This is a genomic window from Rhizobium sp. ZW T2_16, assembly GCF_044987325.1.
GTDB lineage: Bacteria > Pseudomonadota > Alphaproteobacteria > Rhizobiales > Rhizobiaceae > Neorhizobium > Neorhizobium cellulosilyticum.
Genome location: NZ_JBJDRG010000006.1, coordinates 73,483 through 88,641 on the forward strand (window position 1 = coordinate 73,483; position 15,159 = coordinate 88,641).

The 15,159-nt window shown below is 60.4% G+C and carries 12 protein-coding genes; 6 read left to right on the plus strand and 6 right to left on the minus strand.

The features are described from left to right. Positions 1-31: 31 nt before the first annotated feature. A complete protein-coding gene (locus tag ACI3K0_RS16620) occupies positions 32-1,594 on the minus strand; it encodes a hydantoinase/oxoprolinase N-terminal domain-containing protein (protein WP_404945691.1) in 1,563 nt (520 codons plus the stop codon). Then, positions 1,591-2,670, minus strand: a complete 1,080-nt coding sequence (locus ACI3K0_RS16625; RefSeq protein WP_183820810.1) for a DUF917 domain-containing protein — start codon at positions 2,668-2,670, stop codon at positions 1,591-1,593. Before ACI3K0_RS16625 ends, ACI3K0_RS16620 begins: the two co-directional genes overlap by 4 nt. Positions 2,671-2,815: 145 nt before the next feature. Between ACI3K0_RS16625 and ACI3K0_RS16630 the strand changes: the two genes are divergently transcribed. From ACI3K0_RS16630 to ACI3K0_RS16655, 6 genes are all read left to right on the plus strand, one after another. After that, a complete protein-coding gene (locus ACI3K0_RS16630) occupies positions 2,816-3,772 on the plus strand; it encodes an AroM family protein (protein WP_404945692.1) in 957 nt (318 codons plus the stop codon). Positions 3,773-3,947: 175 nt separating this feature from the next. Then, complete coding sequence (locus ACI3K0_RS16635; protein WP_404945693.1) at positions 3,948-4,628, plus strand: AroM family protein; 681 nt, start codon at positions 3,948-3,950, stop codon at positions 4,626-4,628. Between the two features lie 50 nt (positions 4,629-4,678). Next, positions 4,679-6,271, plus strand: a complete 1,593-nt coding sequence (locus ACI3K0_RS16640; protein WP_404945694.1) for an ABC transporter substrate-binding protein — start codon at positions 4,679-4,681, stop codon at positions 6,269-6,271. A gap of 96 nt (positions 6,272-6,367) precedes the next feature. Continuing rightward, entirely contained in the window at positions 6,368-7,375 is a 1,008-nt protein-coding gene (locus ACI3K0_RS16645) for an ABC transporter permease (protein WP_404945695.1), read from the plus strand. Beyond that, the gene (locus tag ACI3K0_RS16650; RefSeq protein ID WP_404945696.1) at positions 7,375-8,310 is read left to right on the plus strand and encodes an ABC transporter permease; all 936 of its coding nucleotides are present in this window, start codon (positions 7,375-7,377) and stop codon (positions 8,308-8,310) included. The genes ACI3K0_RS16645 and ACI3K0_RS16650 overlap by 1 nt, the downstream gene beginning before the upstream one ends. Beyond that, positions 8,307-9,953: an ABC transporter ATP-binding protein gene (locus tag ACI3K0_RS16655; RefSeq protein ID WP_404945697.1), complete on the plus strand. Its 1,647-nt coding sequence runs from the start codon at positions 8,307-8,309 to the stop codon at positions 9,951-9,953. The genes ACI3K0_RS16650 and ACI3K0_RS16655 overlap by 4 nt, the downstream gene beginning before the upstream one ends. A gap of 115 nt (positions 9,954-10,068) precedes the next feature. Here ACI3K0_RS16655 and ACI3K0_RS16660 read toward each other — a convergent pair whose 3' ends face one another. The 4 genes from ACI3K0_RS16660 to ACI3K0_RS16675 all read right to left on the minus strand — a co-directional run bounded on the left by ACI3K0_RS16660 (position 10,069) and on the right by ACI3K0_RS16675 (position 15,159). Beyond that, complete coding sequence (locus tag ACI3K0_RS16660) at positions 10,069-11,088, minus strand: Ldh family oxidoreductase (RefSeq protein ID WP_404945698.1); 1,020 nt, start codon at positions 11,086-11,088, stop codon at positions 10,069-10,071. A gap of 110 nt (positions 11,089-11,198) precedes the next feature. Then, complete coding sequence (locus tag ACI3K0_RS16665) at positions 11,199-12,878, minus strand: amidohydrolase (RefSeq protein ID WP_404945699.1); 1,680 nt, start codon at positions 12,876-12,878, stop codon at positions 11,199-11,201. Positions 12,879-12,887: 9 nt separating this feature from the next. Then, positions 12,888-14,048, minus strand: a complete 1,161-nt coding sequence (locus ACI3K0_RS16670; RefSeq protein ID WP_404945700.1) for a serine hydrolase domain-containing protein — start codon at positions 14,046-14,048, stop codon at positions 12,888-12,890. A 76-nt stretch (positions 14,049-14,124) separates the two neighbouring features. Continuing rightward, positions 14,125-15,159: an extracellular solute-binding protein gene (locus ACI3K0_RS16675; RefSeq protein WP_404945701.1), complete on the minus strand. Its 1,035-nt coding sequence runs from the start codon at positions 15,157-15,159 to the stop codon at positions 14,125-14,127.

The window sequence follows — 15,159 nt, forward strand, 5'->3', positions numbered from 1 at the left end:
TTTCATGCTACCGTAGCGCGCTAGCCTGCGTTTACGAAGCCTGTTTCTGCTGATCCTTCATGAAGGCGATATCGCCGACGACGCGGACGCGCACACGGCGGGCATCACCCGGCAGATAGGCGATCGGGATGTCTTCCGTATCCAGCGTGACGATCGACTTCGGATCGGCACCGGATTCGATAGCGCGCTCGTGGGCGATGCGCTCGGCTTCGGCAATCGCCTTGTCGCGCGACATGTCGGAGAATACCTGATCCACTTCGCCGGAAACCTGCGCCATCGCCGCACCGAGTGCATTGGCAACGCCTGCATGTTCGACGCGCAGCACTTCGCTGGCACCCTTCAGCTTTTCCGGGATGAGGAAGGCACCGCCGCCGACTGCGATCAGGCTCACGCCTTCGGCCGAGGTCTTCATCCGGTCGACGCCGTCTTCAACCATGGCTTCGATGCGCTTCAGGAGGTCGGCAACCATTGCCTTGTCGAGATGCTTGACGCGGTCGCGGTCGCCGATTTCGACGAGACCGGCAGCTACGGCAACGTCGGTCGTGGTCAGCGTATCGCCACCGAAGACGAGTGCCTTCTCGGTGATGCGATACCCGACCGAACGCGGGCCGATCTTGCGGGTTTCCGGATCGATGATCGTGCCGCCGCCGAGTGCCATCGGCAGAAGGTCGGGCATGCGGAACAGGGTGCGCACACCACCGACTTCGACGACGTTGTTGGCTTCCCGCGGAAAACCGCCGACGAGGCAGCCGACATCCGACGTTGTGCCGCCGACATCGATGACCATGGCTTCCTTCAGGCCGGTGAGGAAGGCCGCGCCGCGCATGGAGTTGGTCGGACCCGACGCGAAGCTGTAGACCGGGTTTGCCGCTGCAACATCCGCCAGAACCACGGTGCCGTCATTCTGGGTGAGGTAGAAGGGCGCGTTGACGCCAGCCTTGACGAGCGCGTCCTTGAAGGCGTCGATCGTCTTGCGGCCGAGGCCCTGAAGGGCGGCGTTCAGCAGCGTGACGTTTTCGCGTTCCAGAAGACCGATACGGCCCAGAGTATGGGAGAGCGTGATGCGCGCATCCGGGATGACCGAACGAACGATCTCGGCTGCTTCCAGCTCGCATTCGGCAGTCAGCGGCGAAAAGAGCGCGGTGATGCCGACGGAGGTGATGCCGGCGTCGCGGATTTTCATCGCCGCGTCGCGGATTTCGTCGCGGGCAAGCGGAACCAGCGGGCGTCCGTCATATTCGTGGCCGCCATGGACCATGAAGGACAGAGGATCGACGCTTTCGCGCAGATCATCCGGCCAGTCGATCATCGGCGGCAGGGATGCGCCGGCCGGCATGGCGATGCGGATCGCGGCGATGCGCTCAAGGCGGGCACGTTCGACGACAGCATTGGTGAAATGCGTCGTGCCGATCATCACGGCGTCGATCGGCGAGGCGCCGGGCACCTGCGAGGATACGACGTGGCCAATGGCGTTGACGACGCCCTGCATCACATCCGCGGTGGTGGGAAACTTGATGGCGGAGACGACTTTCTCGCCATCGATGAGCACGGCATCCGTATTGGTGCCGCCGACGTCAATTCCGATCCGCTTCATGCTGCAAACACCGATTTGAAATCAAGATCATACCCGAAGGCGCGAGGGCCGACGTGTTCGAGGCCCTTGGGGCTGGTCAGAACGGCCGGGGCCGGCAGGGCGACAACCGTGACGCGCTGGCCGTAACGCACCGTTTCCGTGCCGATCGCTTCGCCCGACACGGTGTCGAGCAGGCAGATCAGGTCAGGGGTCATGGCAATCGGCTGGCCGTCGCGGAAGGCGACTGCCCATTCGTTCTGGAAGGCGAGTTCGACACGCGCGCCGCGATCGTCGTCAAGGCCGTCGATCATGGCTGCACCGCGCAGGAAGCCGCCGGTCGTGGTGCGATCCACATCGGCAACCTTGCCCTTGAATAGAACCTTGCCGCCTTCGTGAGCCAGCACGGCTGCGATCGGGTCGGTATGGGCCGCACGGGCTTCAAGGACCGCACGGCCGAGGCTGACGGCCTTGGTCACGGTGTGGAGCACGCCCCACTCCTTGACTTCCTTGCCGGTGCGCGGGGCCTTGCAGGTGGCCGAGGTCGAACCAACTTCGGTGCAGATCTTGCGCGAGATGCGCTCCATCCACTTCCACGACGCGGCCTTGGCCACGATCGCCTCGTTGTCACGGCAATCGACCAGTGTCAGCGGGTACATTGGCAGGTCGCCGATGGCGAAGCTGGTCATCTGCGCTTCCGGATAGGCACGGCCCATCGCATCGGCGTCAACGACCGGGATATCCAGCATGGCGGCTGCGAGGAAGGGCGACAGCGCATTACCGCCGCCGATCTCGACGCTCATCACGGCGCGGAACTTGCGGCCGGTATATTCTTCCATCAGCTGCATGGCGCGGGCAAGATGGGCCGGGTCGACCAGACGTTCCTGGCCCACCAAAGGGGCGCCCATCTTCGACACGACTGCGACGGCATCGCCATCGTCCAGAGCGTTCGGATCGATAAGCTTGACGCGCTTGCCGTCCTTGTAGAGCTTCTTCAGGTTGAGCTGCGCCAGATAAGGACTGCCACCACCGCCGGTCCCGAGAATCCAGGCACCAACGGCAAGCGGGTCGATCTCGCTTGCTTCGAAATCACGGATCATGTTTGCCTCCGAATATTGTGCTAGAACCTAGCCATGTGCGACGAAGAATGCCTATAGGGGACTGCCCCTAGAATGGGCTTGCCTTTAATTTGTGCATGTCTAGAACGGCTATAGCGATACGATCAGAAGGACCGATTCACTGCCCGTGACGAAGCATCCTCACACTCCGTCTTCGACCATCGCGGAAGCAGCGGAACCGCCCCATCGCGTAATGTTCTTGAGCGTCGGGCAGACGCCGCGCGCAGACATTATCGACGACATGCTCGTGAACCTCGATCTGCCGATCGAGGCGCTCGAAATCGGCGCTCTGGATGGTCTTTCGCAGGCCGAGATCAACGACCTCAAGGTGCGGCCGGGCGAGACGAGCATCGTCACCCGGTTGGCCGACGGCAGCGATATCGTCGTCTCCAAGCCGCGGATCGCCGAGCGGATGGCGAAGATTGCAGCCGCCTTTCAGCCGAACGAATTCGATCTGGTGGTGATCCTGTCGACCGGATTGTTCCGGGATTTCGAGAGCACATGTCCGACCGTGAATGCCCAGCGCGCGATGGAATCGACGGTGATTTCGCTTGCGGCGCATGGGTCTGCTGTCGGCCTGATCCAGCCGCTGGAACAGCAGATCGACGAACTCGATATTCCCGCACTTTCGCCCTACAAAATCACCGCAAGTTACGCCGCGGATGGCGACAAGCGGTTGCTGGCGGGGGCACTGCTCGATCTCGCGGATGCCGAGATCATCGTGCTGAATTCTGTGAGTTTTACCGAGGCCGACAGGCAGACGGTTGCCAAGGCGAGCGGCAAGCCGGTAGTGCTCGCTCGCCGCATCGTTGTCAGCGCAATCCGCCTACTCCTGCACGGCACGCATCCGGTGGCATTGCCCGGCGTTCCGGCGGAATTTTCGGAAAAGCTGCAGCGGTTGACGCCGCGGGAGCGGCAAGTGCTTTCGCTGGTGGCGGAAGGCCTGTCGAACAAGGCGATTGCGCGCCAGCTCGGTATCAGCCCGAAAACGGTCGAGATCCACCGCTCCAACGTGATGGCGAAAATGGGAGTGACGTCCTCTAATGCGCTCATCCGCATGGTCGTCGCCGCGGGCCATCCATAACAAAAATAATCTCAAATGCGTAAGAAAATTGCGTGAAAATGGCGATTTGCCTAAAAAATGATCGTAAAAGATCTTTCCGAATTGTTACCCACTAGGGGCATTACCCTATAGTGAAGTCGCGCATTCGAGCGCTAGGCTCCCTGCCAACAAGATAAAGCAGGGAATGAACGAGAGCATGCCTTCCACATCCAAGATTGCCTTCGTGACTATCGGTCAGACGCCTCGCGTCGACCTCGTACCTGAAATGATGGCCGAGATTACCGTCGGTCTGCCGGAAGGCCGTATCGTACATGAAGAGTTCGGTGTGCTGGACGGCATGAGCCCGGCGGAACTCGATGCGATGCGCGCAAGGGATGGCGAACATTCGTTTGCGACCCGTCTTGCGAGCGGCGAAGAGATCGTTTCTTCGAAGGCGCTGACGGAAGAGAAGCTGAACGTGCTCTTACAGAAGATTGATGGCGAAGGTTTCGATCTGATCGTCCTGCTCTGCACCGGCACGAAGATCGAACCGTTGAAGAATACGCTCGTGGTTGAGGCCCAGCGGATCGTCGACTCGACCGTCGAGGCGCTAGCTGCTTCTGCCCGCAAGCTCGGTGTCATCGTGCCGCTTGAGCGGCAGATCCGGGATTTCGAAGAACGCCATGTGCTGCCGGGCAATCCGAGCCTCGTTTCCGCATCGCCTTATGCCGGCCACGAGATGGGGGAGCGGGCGAAGCTGCTGGAAGGCTGCGATCTCATCGTCATGCATTGCATGGGCTATTCGGCCGAGATGCATGAGGAAGTGCGTAAATCCACCGATGCGCCGGTGCTTCTGTCGCGCCGGTTGGTGGCGGGTGTCGTCCGCCAGATGCTTTAAGGGTTGAAAGTCAGTCTGATCTAAAGCCGTCTAATAAGAGAGGGAACTACATGTTCGGCAAAATCATCAGGAATATCGCAATCGCGGGGCTTCTCGCCTCGTCGGTTCTTGCTACCCCTGCCAACGCTTTCGAGCGCACCGACAAGGGCAATGTCATCGTCTTCGGCGGCCGCCAGGCCATTCCGGTTCTCGATCCGCATATCCGCTACGACTGGTCTACCCGCATGATGCAGCAGGCCGTTTATGACGGTCTCGTCAAGTATGAAGGCGATCCGGCGGTCATCAAGCCATGGCTCGCAGAAAAGTGGGAAACCAGCGAAGACGGCAAGACCTGGACCTTCCATCTGGTCAAGAACGCAAAATTCCACAATGGCGACCCGGTCAATGCCGAGGCCGTCCGCTATTCCTTCGAGCGCGGCCTGAAGCTCAACAAGGGCGTCGCCTGGATGCTCAAGGACTTTCTGGCGCCGGAAGGCATCAGCGTCGTCGACGATTATACCGTCAAGTTCGAGCTGAAGGCTCCCTACACGCCGTTCCTCTCCTTCCTGCCCTGGTGGTACATCGTCAACCCGGCGCAGGTTAAGGCCAACGAAGTTGACGGCGATTACGGCCAGAAGTGGCTGACCGACAACGAAGCCGGCTCCGGTCCGTTCAAGCTCGGCCGCTGGGAACCGAATGTTCTTTATGAAGCCGAAGCCGTTGCCGATTACTGGAAGGGCTGGCCGCAGGGCGATGCAAACCGTCCGGCCGGCGTGATCTACAAGATCATCCGCGAGCCCGCCGCCCAGAAGGCAGCTCTGCAGCGCGGCGAAGCCGATATCGTCGAAGGCCTGACGCCGGACGACTATGTCCAGATCGCGCGTGCCAAGGGCATCGCCATCGAAGACCACAAGGGCATGACCACCTTCGGCATCAAGTTCAACACCCAGCAGGGGCCGACCGCCGACATCAACCTGCGCAAGGCAATTGCCTATGCGATGGACTATGATGCGCTGATCCAGGTCTATAACGGCGCTGCGTCGCTCGAAACGAGCCCGATCCCGGATGCGATGAAGGGCCATATCGACGTGCCCGGCATTCCGCGCCAGGACCTTGCCAAGGCCAAGGAATATCTGGCGAAGTCCGGTTATCCGAATGGCGGCATCACCCTGCCTTACGTTCACGTTGCCGGTCTCGAAGAAGCCCGCCGCATCGGTCTCGTGCTGCTCGACAGCCTGAAGCCGCTCAACATCAATGTCGAGATCAAGCCGGAACAGTGGCCGAACATGGTCGCCAACGGTTCCAAGGTCGAGACGTCGCCCTCGATGACCTCGGTCTACACGACCCCGGTTTCGACCGATCCGGACGCTGTCGCTTACCAGTATCACAAGAACAGCTGGGGCCAGTATTTCGCGATGATGTTCTACGACAATCCGAAGGTCACCGAGATGATCGACAAGGCTCGTTCCTCGTCGAACTGGGATGAGCGCGCCAAGCTCTATGCCGACATCCAGACCCAGATCGTCGCAGACCAGCCGGAAGTGTTCGGCATGCTGCAGAACCGCCGCTGGGCACGTCGTGATTACCTGCAGGGCTTCCAGTTCAGCCCTGTTCGTTTCACCGGCGAAGTCGACATCTACCCGCTGTGGGTGAAGGCCGAATAAACACTGGCTGAAGTCCCCTCACTCAAGCCAGAATGGTGCGCATGGCCCGTTCCCCTACCGCGGGCCATGCGCAAATCATAACAAACGGAGAAGACGATGCTGACATTCGCCTTCCGCAAGTTGCTGACGCTGGTCGGCACGATGATCGGCATAGCCGCGCTGACATTCCTCATCACCAATGTCGCGCCCGGCGATCCGGCCCGTCTCGTGGCCGGTCCCAATGCGACCGAGGATATGGTCGCGACGATCCGCACGGAATATGGTCTCGACAAGTCGCTGCCGGAACAGTTCATCGTCTATATGGGCGAGCTCGTCCGCGGTGATCTCGGCACTTCGATCGTCACCACACGGCCGGTGCTCGAAGAAGTGATGCGTTATGCGCCGGCGACGCTGGAACTCGTCTTCGTCGCCATGTTTCTCGGCATTGTCATAGGCGTTCCGCTCGGCATGTTGTCGGCCGTCTACAAGGATGGGCCGCTCGACCAGGTGACGCGCATTTTTTCGATTTCCGGCGTGGCGATCCCGGCCTTCTGGTTCGGTATCCTGCTGCAGCTGCTGTTTTCCGTCGATCTCGAATGGCTGCCCGTCTCGGGGCGCCTGCCGCTCGTTACCCGCCCGCCGGAATTCGTCACCGGCCTGCTTCTGGTCGACAGCCTGATTGCCGGTAATTTCTCGACCTTCTGGACTTCGCTGCAGCATATCATCCTGCCGGCGATCGTGCTCTCCTTCCCCTGTCTTGCCTCGATCCTGCGCGTCAACCGCGCCGAGATGATCGAAGTGCTGCAGTCGGATTATATCGTAGCGGCCCGCGCGCATGGCATCTCTTCCTTCCGTATCGTCGCGCTTTACGCGCTGAAGAATGCCATGTTGCCGACGCTTGCGATGATCGGCCTGCGTTTCGGCTGGATGCTCGGTTCGACCGTTCTCGTCGAAACCGTCTTCGACTGGCCGGGCATCGGGCTTTATGCGGTCTCATCCGCGCTCTCCTCCGACTTCAAGCCCGTTGTCGGCGTGACGCTGATGATCGGTTTCTTCTTTATCGTCGCCAACACCCTCGTTGACCTGGCCTATGCCTGGATCGACCCGCGTCTCAGGAAAGCGTGATGACGGCTCATCCCATGACACCTATCGATACTTCCGTGGAAGACACGCGCCCGCTGACCTTCCGAGAGCGACATGCCAGCCAGATCCGCCAGTGGCGGCTCTATGCACACATGTTCCGCAAGAGCTTTTCATCCATGCTCGGGCTGGCGCTTGTCGTGCTCTTCCTCGTGCTGGCCGCCATCGGCCCGCTGATCGTGCCTTATCCGGAAGCGGCAAGCGGTGCGATCAACATGTCGGCCAAATTGCAGCCGCCGAGCAGCACCTACTGGTTCGGCACGGATGAAATGGGTGCGGACATTTTCTCACGCGTCATCATTGGTGCACGCACGTCGCTGTGGATTGGCGTGGTCATCACCGGCATCGCGGCGATCGTCGGCATCACGCTTGGCATCATCGCCGGTTATCGTGGCGGCTGGGTTCGTGCGGTGATCATGCGCTTCACCGAACTGTTCCTTGCCGTTCCCGGTCTGGCGCTCGCACTGGCGATCGTCGCGGCGCTCGGCCCCGGCATTACCAATTGCGTGCTGGCGCTCGCGATCGTCTGGTGGCCCGGATATGTGCGTCTGGTCGAGGCAAAAACGCTGTCGATCAAGGAAGAGCTGTTCATCGAATCCGCCCGTTCGATCGGCGCGAAAACGCCGTGGATACTCTGGCATCATATCCTGCCGAACTGCATGTCGTCGATCATCGTCAAGATGAGCATGGATATGGGCATGGCGATCCTCTCTGCCGCCAGCCTCGGCTTCATCGGGCTTGGCGCCCAGCCGCCGTCGCCGGAATGGGGTTCGATGATCTCGGTCGCCCGCACCTACATGCCGGACTGGTGGTGGTATTCGCTCTTTCCGGGCGCCGCGATCTTTCTCACCGTGCTTGGCTTTAATCTTCTGGGCGACGGCCTGCGTGATATTCTCGATCCAAGGAGCCGCGACCGATGACAGCTCTGCTCGACATCAAGGATTATCGGCTCGACATCGGCACGTTCGACGGCCCGGTGCATGTGCTGAAGGGCATCAATCTCACCGTCAACCGTGGCGATACGGTCGGTATCGTCGGGGAAAGCGGTTCAGGCAAGACCGTTCTGGTGCGTTCTGTGCTCGGCATCGGCCCGCGCAATTCGAAAGTCATCGAAGGCTCCATCTCGTTTGACGGGCAGGACATAACCAACCTGCCGGAGAAGGACTGGACGAAGATCCGCGGTATCCGCATCTCGATGATCTTCCAGGACCCGATGACCTATCTCAACCCGCTGTTTACGATCGGGCGACAGATTTCGGATGTCATCGCGGCGCATGAGAAGGCAGCCGGCGCGGGCGTTTCCTCCAAGTCGGCACGCCGTGCCCGAACCGAGGAGCTGCTGGATCAGGTCGGTCTGCCGAACCCGTCCATGTTGTTTTCGCAATATCCGCACCAGCTTTCCGGCGGCATGCGCCAGCGCATCCTGATCGCCATGGCGCTGGCCGGCAAGCCGGACATCCTGATCGCCGACGAGCCGACGACGGCGCTCGACGTCACGGTTCAGGCGCAGGTGCTGGATCTGATCAACTCGCTGGTTGAAAAGCTCAACCTCACCGTCATCATGATCAGCCACGATATCGGCGCAATCGCCACCGTGGCGAAGCGCTGTGCCGTGATGTACAAGGGCGAGATCGTCGAGCAGGGGATGACGCAGGATATCCTCAACCGTCCGCAGCATGAATATACGCAGCGCCTGCTTGCTGCCGTGCCGGATATCGATGTCGCGCCGGAAAAGGTAGCGGCCGAAGTCTCGGAAGCAAAGCCGGCCAAGCGCGGCAATCTTCTCGAAGCGATCGATCTGAAGAAGGTCTATCGCAGCCAGTCCGGTGCCGATTTCACGGCCGTCAACTCCATAAGTCTTGCCGTGAAGACCGGCGAAATTTTTGGCGTGGTCGGCGAAAGCGGCTCCGGCAAGTCGACGCTCGCACGCATGCTGATGCGCCTGATCGAGCCGACCTCCGGCGACATCATCTTCGACGGCCAGAATATTTCCGGCCTGTCGGGCGAGCCGCTCAGGCAGATGCGCCGGCACATGCAGTTCGTTTTCCAGAACCCGCATTCGGCGCTGAATGGCCGCCATACGATCGGAGACGCGATCGGGGAACCGCTGCGCATCCAGACGAACATGAGCCGGCGGGATATCGAGGCACGCGCGGAAGCGTTGCTCGACATCGTGCAATTGCCGAAAATGTTCAAGTATCGCTACCCGCACGAGCTTTCCGGTGGCCAGAAGCAGCGTGTCTGCATTGCCCGTGCGATCGCGCTCAACCCGCGTCTTTTGATCCTCGACGAGCCGACCTCGGCCCTCGATATCTCGGTTCAGGCACAGGTTCTCGACTTCCTGCAGGAATTGCGTTCCGAGCTTAACCTCACCTATGTTTTCATCTCACATAACCTCGCGGTCATCCGGCAGATTTGCGACCATACGATCGTGATGAAACGCGGCGAGATTGTCGAACAGGGCGATACCGAGCAGATTTTCCTCGCGCCACGCGAGGAATACACCAAGTCTCTGATCGAGAGCGGTCAGAAGACGTCGCAAGCGGCGAATCTTCAGGTGTAGGCCGATTGCTGAAGCGGACGGATAAGAAACCCTGTGCCACATGTGGCGCAGGGTTTTGTCTTTTCCGGATAGTGGAGGCACGGCTGGCGCCAGATGAAGGGCGGTGTCTTTCAGCTCAGGTGTCGGCCAGGGCCTTCAGCTTCTCATAATTCTCGGCGGACAGGGGGATGCCGTCCTTCTCCGCCTTGGCGCGAGTGACGTGTCGGCGGTCGCCGGGCAGGCGTTCCTGGCCGGCTTCCAGCACGAGATCGCAGATGCCGGCGACACGTTCTGCAAAGACGTCGTTGCCGCCGCGGGCGGGATCGATGACGATGAAGAACTGGCCGGTGAACGGCGTCTGCGCCCCCTTGTGACCACTCCAGTCGAACTCGCCGGAGAAATAACCGCCGGTCAGCGCGGCACTGAGGATCTCGACCATCAGGGCGATGGAATTGCCCTTGTGGCCGCCGAAGGGCAGAAGCGCGCCGCCATCGAGGATGGCTTTCGGATCATTGGTCGGCTGGCCATCGCGATCGACCCCCATGCCCGGTTTCAGCTCATGGCCGGCGCGGGCGGCGATCTGCACATCGCCATGGGCAATCGCGCTCGAGGCTTGGTCGAAGACGAAGGGGGCAGCCCCTGCACGCGGTGATGCGAAGGCGACCGGGTTGGTGCCGAACACCGCCTTCTTGCCGCCATACGGCACGACGCAGGCCATGCTGTTGACCACGCTCAAGGCAACAAATCCCTCGTCGGCAAAGGGTTCGACATCCGGCCAGAGTGCGCTGAAATGATGCGAGCGGCGGATGGCGAGAACCGCGACACCGTTCTCTCTTACTTTCTCGATCAGCAGCGGGCGGGCGGCAAGCATGGCAGGCTGGGTGAAGCCCCCCTTGGCATCGACACGGACGAAGGCCGGTCCGACATCCTCGACTTCCGGCACCGCCTTGCCATCGACCCAGCCGCTGTTCAGCGACGAAACATAACCGGCCATGCGGAAAATGCCGTGGCTGATCGAGCCGTCGCGTTCGCAGGACGCGCAGTTTTCCGCCAGAATCTTCGCGTTGTTTTCGGACACACCATTCTTGACGAAGATCTTCTGCAACAGCGCCACGAGATCGGCATAGGAGAGATGGATGTCGGTGGCTTTGGTCATGTCATTCTCCTTGCGTCGCCGGTAAGGCGCTGATTTGCGGCCGCACGAAGATACAAACAAAGAGGCCGTGTTCAACCAACTTTGCAGCGCATTTTTGCGGTGAGTTTGGCTCAGGTGAGGGCCTTCTCGTAGGTGACTTTGCCGTCGCAGATGGTGAACACCGGCCGGATAGCATCGAGATCTTCCGCCGCCGTTGCTTCGACATCACCAGAGAGAACGACGACATCGGCGAGGTAACCGGGTTTCAGCCTGCCTTTCCGCTCTTCCATGAACTCCACGTGCGCGCCGGTGCTGGTGTAGGCGGCGAGTGTCTCTGTGAGTGTCAGCCGCTGGTCCGGCAGGTCGTCGGCCCAGCGTTTTCTCGTCATGGCATCGTGGATGCAACCCATCGGGTCGAGTGGCGAGACCGGCCAGTCGGTGGCGAAGACAATCTCTGCTCCGGCATCGGCGAGCGTTCTCCAGGCAAAGGCGAGCGGCCAGCGATCGCGGCCGATGAAGGAGAGATAGGGTTCTAGCGGCAGGCCGGCATTACCGGGTGGATGGGTCGGCTGCATCGAGGCTATGACGCCAAGCTCTTTGAAACGCGGAATGTCATCTTTGTGGATAACCTCGATATGTTCGATACGGTTGCGCGCATCGCGCTTGCCGTTCGCCTCCGATGCGGCATCGTAGGCGTCGAGCACCATGCGCACCGCGCCGTCGCCGATCGCATGGACGGCGACCGGAAGTTTCAGCCCGTCTGCTTCGGTGACGATGTCGTCGAGATGCTGCTGGCTGAACAGTGGCTCGCCCTTCCAGCCGGGGCGATGGGCGTAGTCGCCGAGGAAAACGGCACTTTCGCCTTCGGTCACGCCATCGATGAACATTTTGACGAAATCGCAGCGCAGGCGGTCGCTATCGAAACGGTCATGCCATGCGGTAGCCTTTTCTCTAAGGTCCGAGAGCGGCATGAAATTCTTCATGTGATAGGGCATGCGCACCCGCACCGGCAGGCCGGAGGTCTTCTCTATCTCGTCCAGAATTTCCAGCTGATAGAGATTGCCGTCCATGTTCTGAATCGAGGTTATGCCCAGCGAGGCGCAATAGGCGAGGCCGTCGCGGATGATATCAAGGTCGATGGCGCGTTCTTCCCGCGTCACGCTGACCGGTTCGCCACCGGTGCCAATGCCCAGGCCCTCGCGACCGCCGGTTTCACTCAGGTCGAAGACCGGCTGCATGGCATCGGCCTCGCGCAACTCGCCGGAGGCAAGGCCATCCTCACCGATGACAACCTCGTTGCCGACGCCGACTTGCCTGCCGTGCAGAAGGCCGGCGAGTTCGAGCGCCCTGGTATTGGCCCATGCGGTGTGGTGGTCCGGAGAAATCATCGCGAAAGGCCGGTCGGATATAACCCGGTCGAGATCATGGCGGGTGGTGCGTTCGGTTTCCGACAGGATCGTGTAGTCGGCGGAACGGGCGAGAAGCAGCTTCAGGTCTACGTTCCTCGCCGCATAGTCCTCGACCTTGGCCTTCAACTCGTCAAAGCCTTTGACCTTGTAGAGCGACAGCTGACGCAAGCCGACCGAGCCCATGAAGATATGCATATGGGCTTCATTGAAGCCCGGCAGGACCGTGCCTTGCGCCGCATCGATCACCCGCGTCGCCGGTCCTTTGAGGGGCTCTATCTCGGCTGTAGAGCCGACCGCCACGATCCTGTTGCCGGAGATCGCAAGGGCTTCGGCTTTCGGTGCAGTATCGTCCATTGTCAGCACACGGGCGTTGACGATGATGATGTCGGCGAAAGTCTGCATCTTGCGTCCTCACAGTGCCAGGCGGCTAAGGGTTCGGAAGAAGGCGAGATTGTCCTGTTTCAGCTCGTCGTCGAGCGGGTTTGGCTGGGACGACAGTTTTACGATCACCGCCTCGTTTTCGGGATCGACGTAAAGCCACTGGCCATGAATGCCGATGGCGCAATAGGCGCCGTCCGGCTCGCCGGTCTGGTACCACTGGCTGCGGTAACGGCCGTTCGGCATGGTGGTGCTGTTGGATGCCTTCCATGCCTCGGGATCGCCGTTGGTCAGCATGTCCGCGATCCAACTTTTCGGGATAACTTGCCGGCCGTCCGTTGCGCCACCAATGCGGATCAGTTCGCCGACGCGGGCCAAATCGCGTGCCGTCAGGCAGACGCCGCCGGCGGTGCGGGCTGTGCCGATACTATCGACCGTGACATAGGCATGGTTTCTGGCACCCATCGGTTTCCACAAAAGCTCCGACAGCAGTTCACCATAGCGGCGGCCGGTAACGCGCTCGATGACGACGCCAAGTAGATCGGCATTGGGCGAGAGATAGGCATGTCCGCCGCCATGCGGGCGGTCGGCCTTTTTCAACGTCATCAGGAAGGAGGCGAGTGTCTCGACCTCGAAGTTCGGTTCGACCGGGTTCCACAACATGGCGCGGCGATAGCGGGCAAAAGGGCCGTTCCTGTCGAGATAGGTTTCCTCGAAATCGAGACTGACGCGCATGTCCAGCACATCCCGATAACGGCAGTCCTCATAGGCGCTGCCCCTGGCTTCCGGCAGATAGGTTGAGACCGTTTTTTCCGGATCGATCAGTCCCTGTTGTTCGAGAATGCCGGAAAGGATGGCGGTGAGCGATTTGCTGATCGAGAAGACGAGATGTTTGGCGTTCACATCTGCATGCGGCGCGTAATATTCGCCGATGATCTTGCCGCGCTTCATCAGCAGGAAGGCATCGGTATGGGCGTATTTCAGAAAGCCTTCGATGGTCGAGATGCCATCCAGTCCGGTTTCGATTTCGCGGGCGAGGAATTGCGGTGAGGGGAGGGCCTCTTCCGGCTGCTCGGTGCCGCAGGAAATTTCCGAGGTCGGCACCAGTTCGCGGACATTCTGGAAACTCCAGCGGCTGAAGAGTGTCTCGCGCCAATTGGCAAGCGTCACCGATGCCCGGTCAACGGTGGTCATGTTTTTGATGCTGTCCATATCCTTGCGGTCGCGACAGCGCAGGAACTGCCTACGCTGCCGGCCTCCCTTGTTCGGCTTACTTCTGCAACTCGGTCCAGATCTTGGTGTAGAGTTCCTGCACTTCCGGCGCGCAAGCGAGATTGAACTTGCCTGCGGCCTTGGAGGCTTCCGGAATGTTCACTTCCGGCGCCGTCTTCATGTCCTCAGGCATGAAGGCCTCGGAGCCCTTGATGCCATTCGAATAGCGGGCAAAGGCGGAGATCAGGGCCGCGTTTTCCGGCACCATGATGAAGTTGATGAAGAGTTTTGCGTTCTCAACATTCTTTGCATCGGCAAGGATGGCGGCATTGTCCATCCAGACTGGATACCCCTCTTTCGGATAACCGTAGACGATGTTCTTGTTGGCAAGCCTTCCCCGGAAAGCGGCGCCGTTCCAGTCGACGCTGGCTGCAAGATCGCCCTTGGTGTATTTTTCCACCGTGCCGTAATCCATCGAGATCCATTTCGGTTTGGCGGCGACGAGGATGTCGCGAGCTTTCTTCAGGATCGTCAGATCACCCGTGCAGGGCTCGCCGCCGGCATAGGTGACGACCATGTGCATGACGTCCGACATTTCCGGTACGACATTGACCTTGCCGACCAGTTCAGGCGGAGGGTCGAGGAAGATCGCGGACGTGTTCGGATCGCCGGAATAGATGGACTTGTCGACGGTCACGCCCGTCGTGCCCCACTGCCACGGAACCGAATAATGGCGGCCCGGATCATAGGCGACATCCACCCATTGCGGGTCCATGTTCTTGAAGTTCTCCATCTGGTCAGGGCGCGATTCCATGAGCAGCCCTTCCTTGATGAAGACCGGCATGGCGCTGGCGGACGGCACGACGATATCGAAGCCGTGGCCGCCCTGACGGATTTTGGCGAGCGCGGTGTCGTTGCTATCGTAGTCGGTCAGCGTAACCTTGACCTTGTAGGCTTTCTCGAACTTCTTGATCAGTTCGGGATTGGTGTAATTGCCCCAGTTGAAGATGTTGAGTTCGCCCTCTGCATGGGCAAGCGTGGTCGAGGCAAAGAGCGCTGCCAGACCGGCGGCAAGTTTCAAGACAGTCTTCAT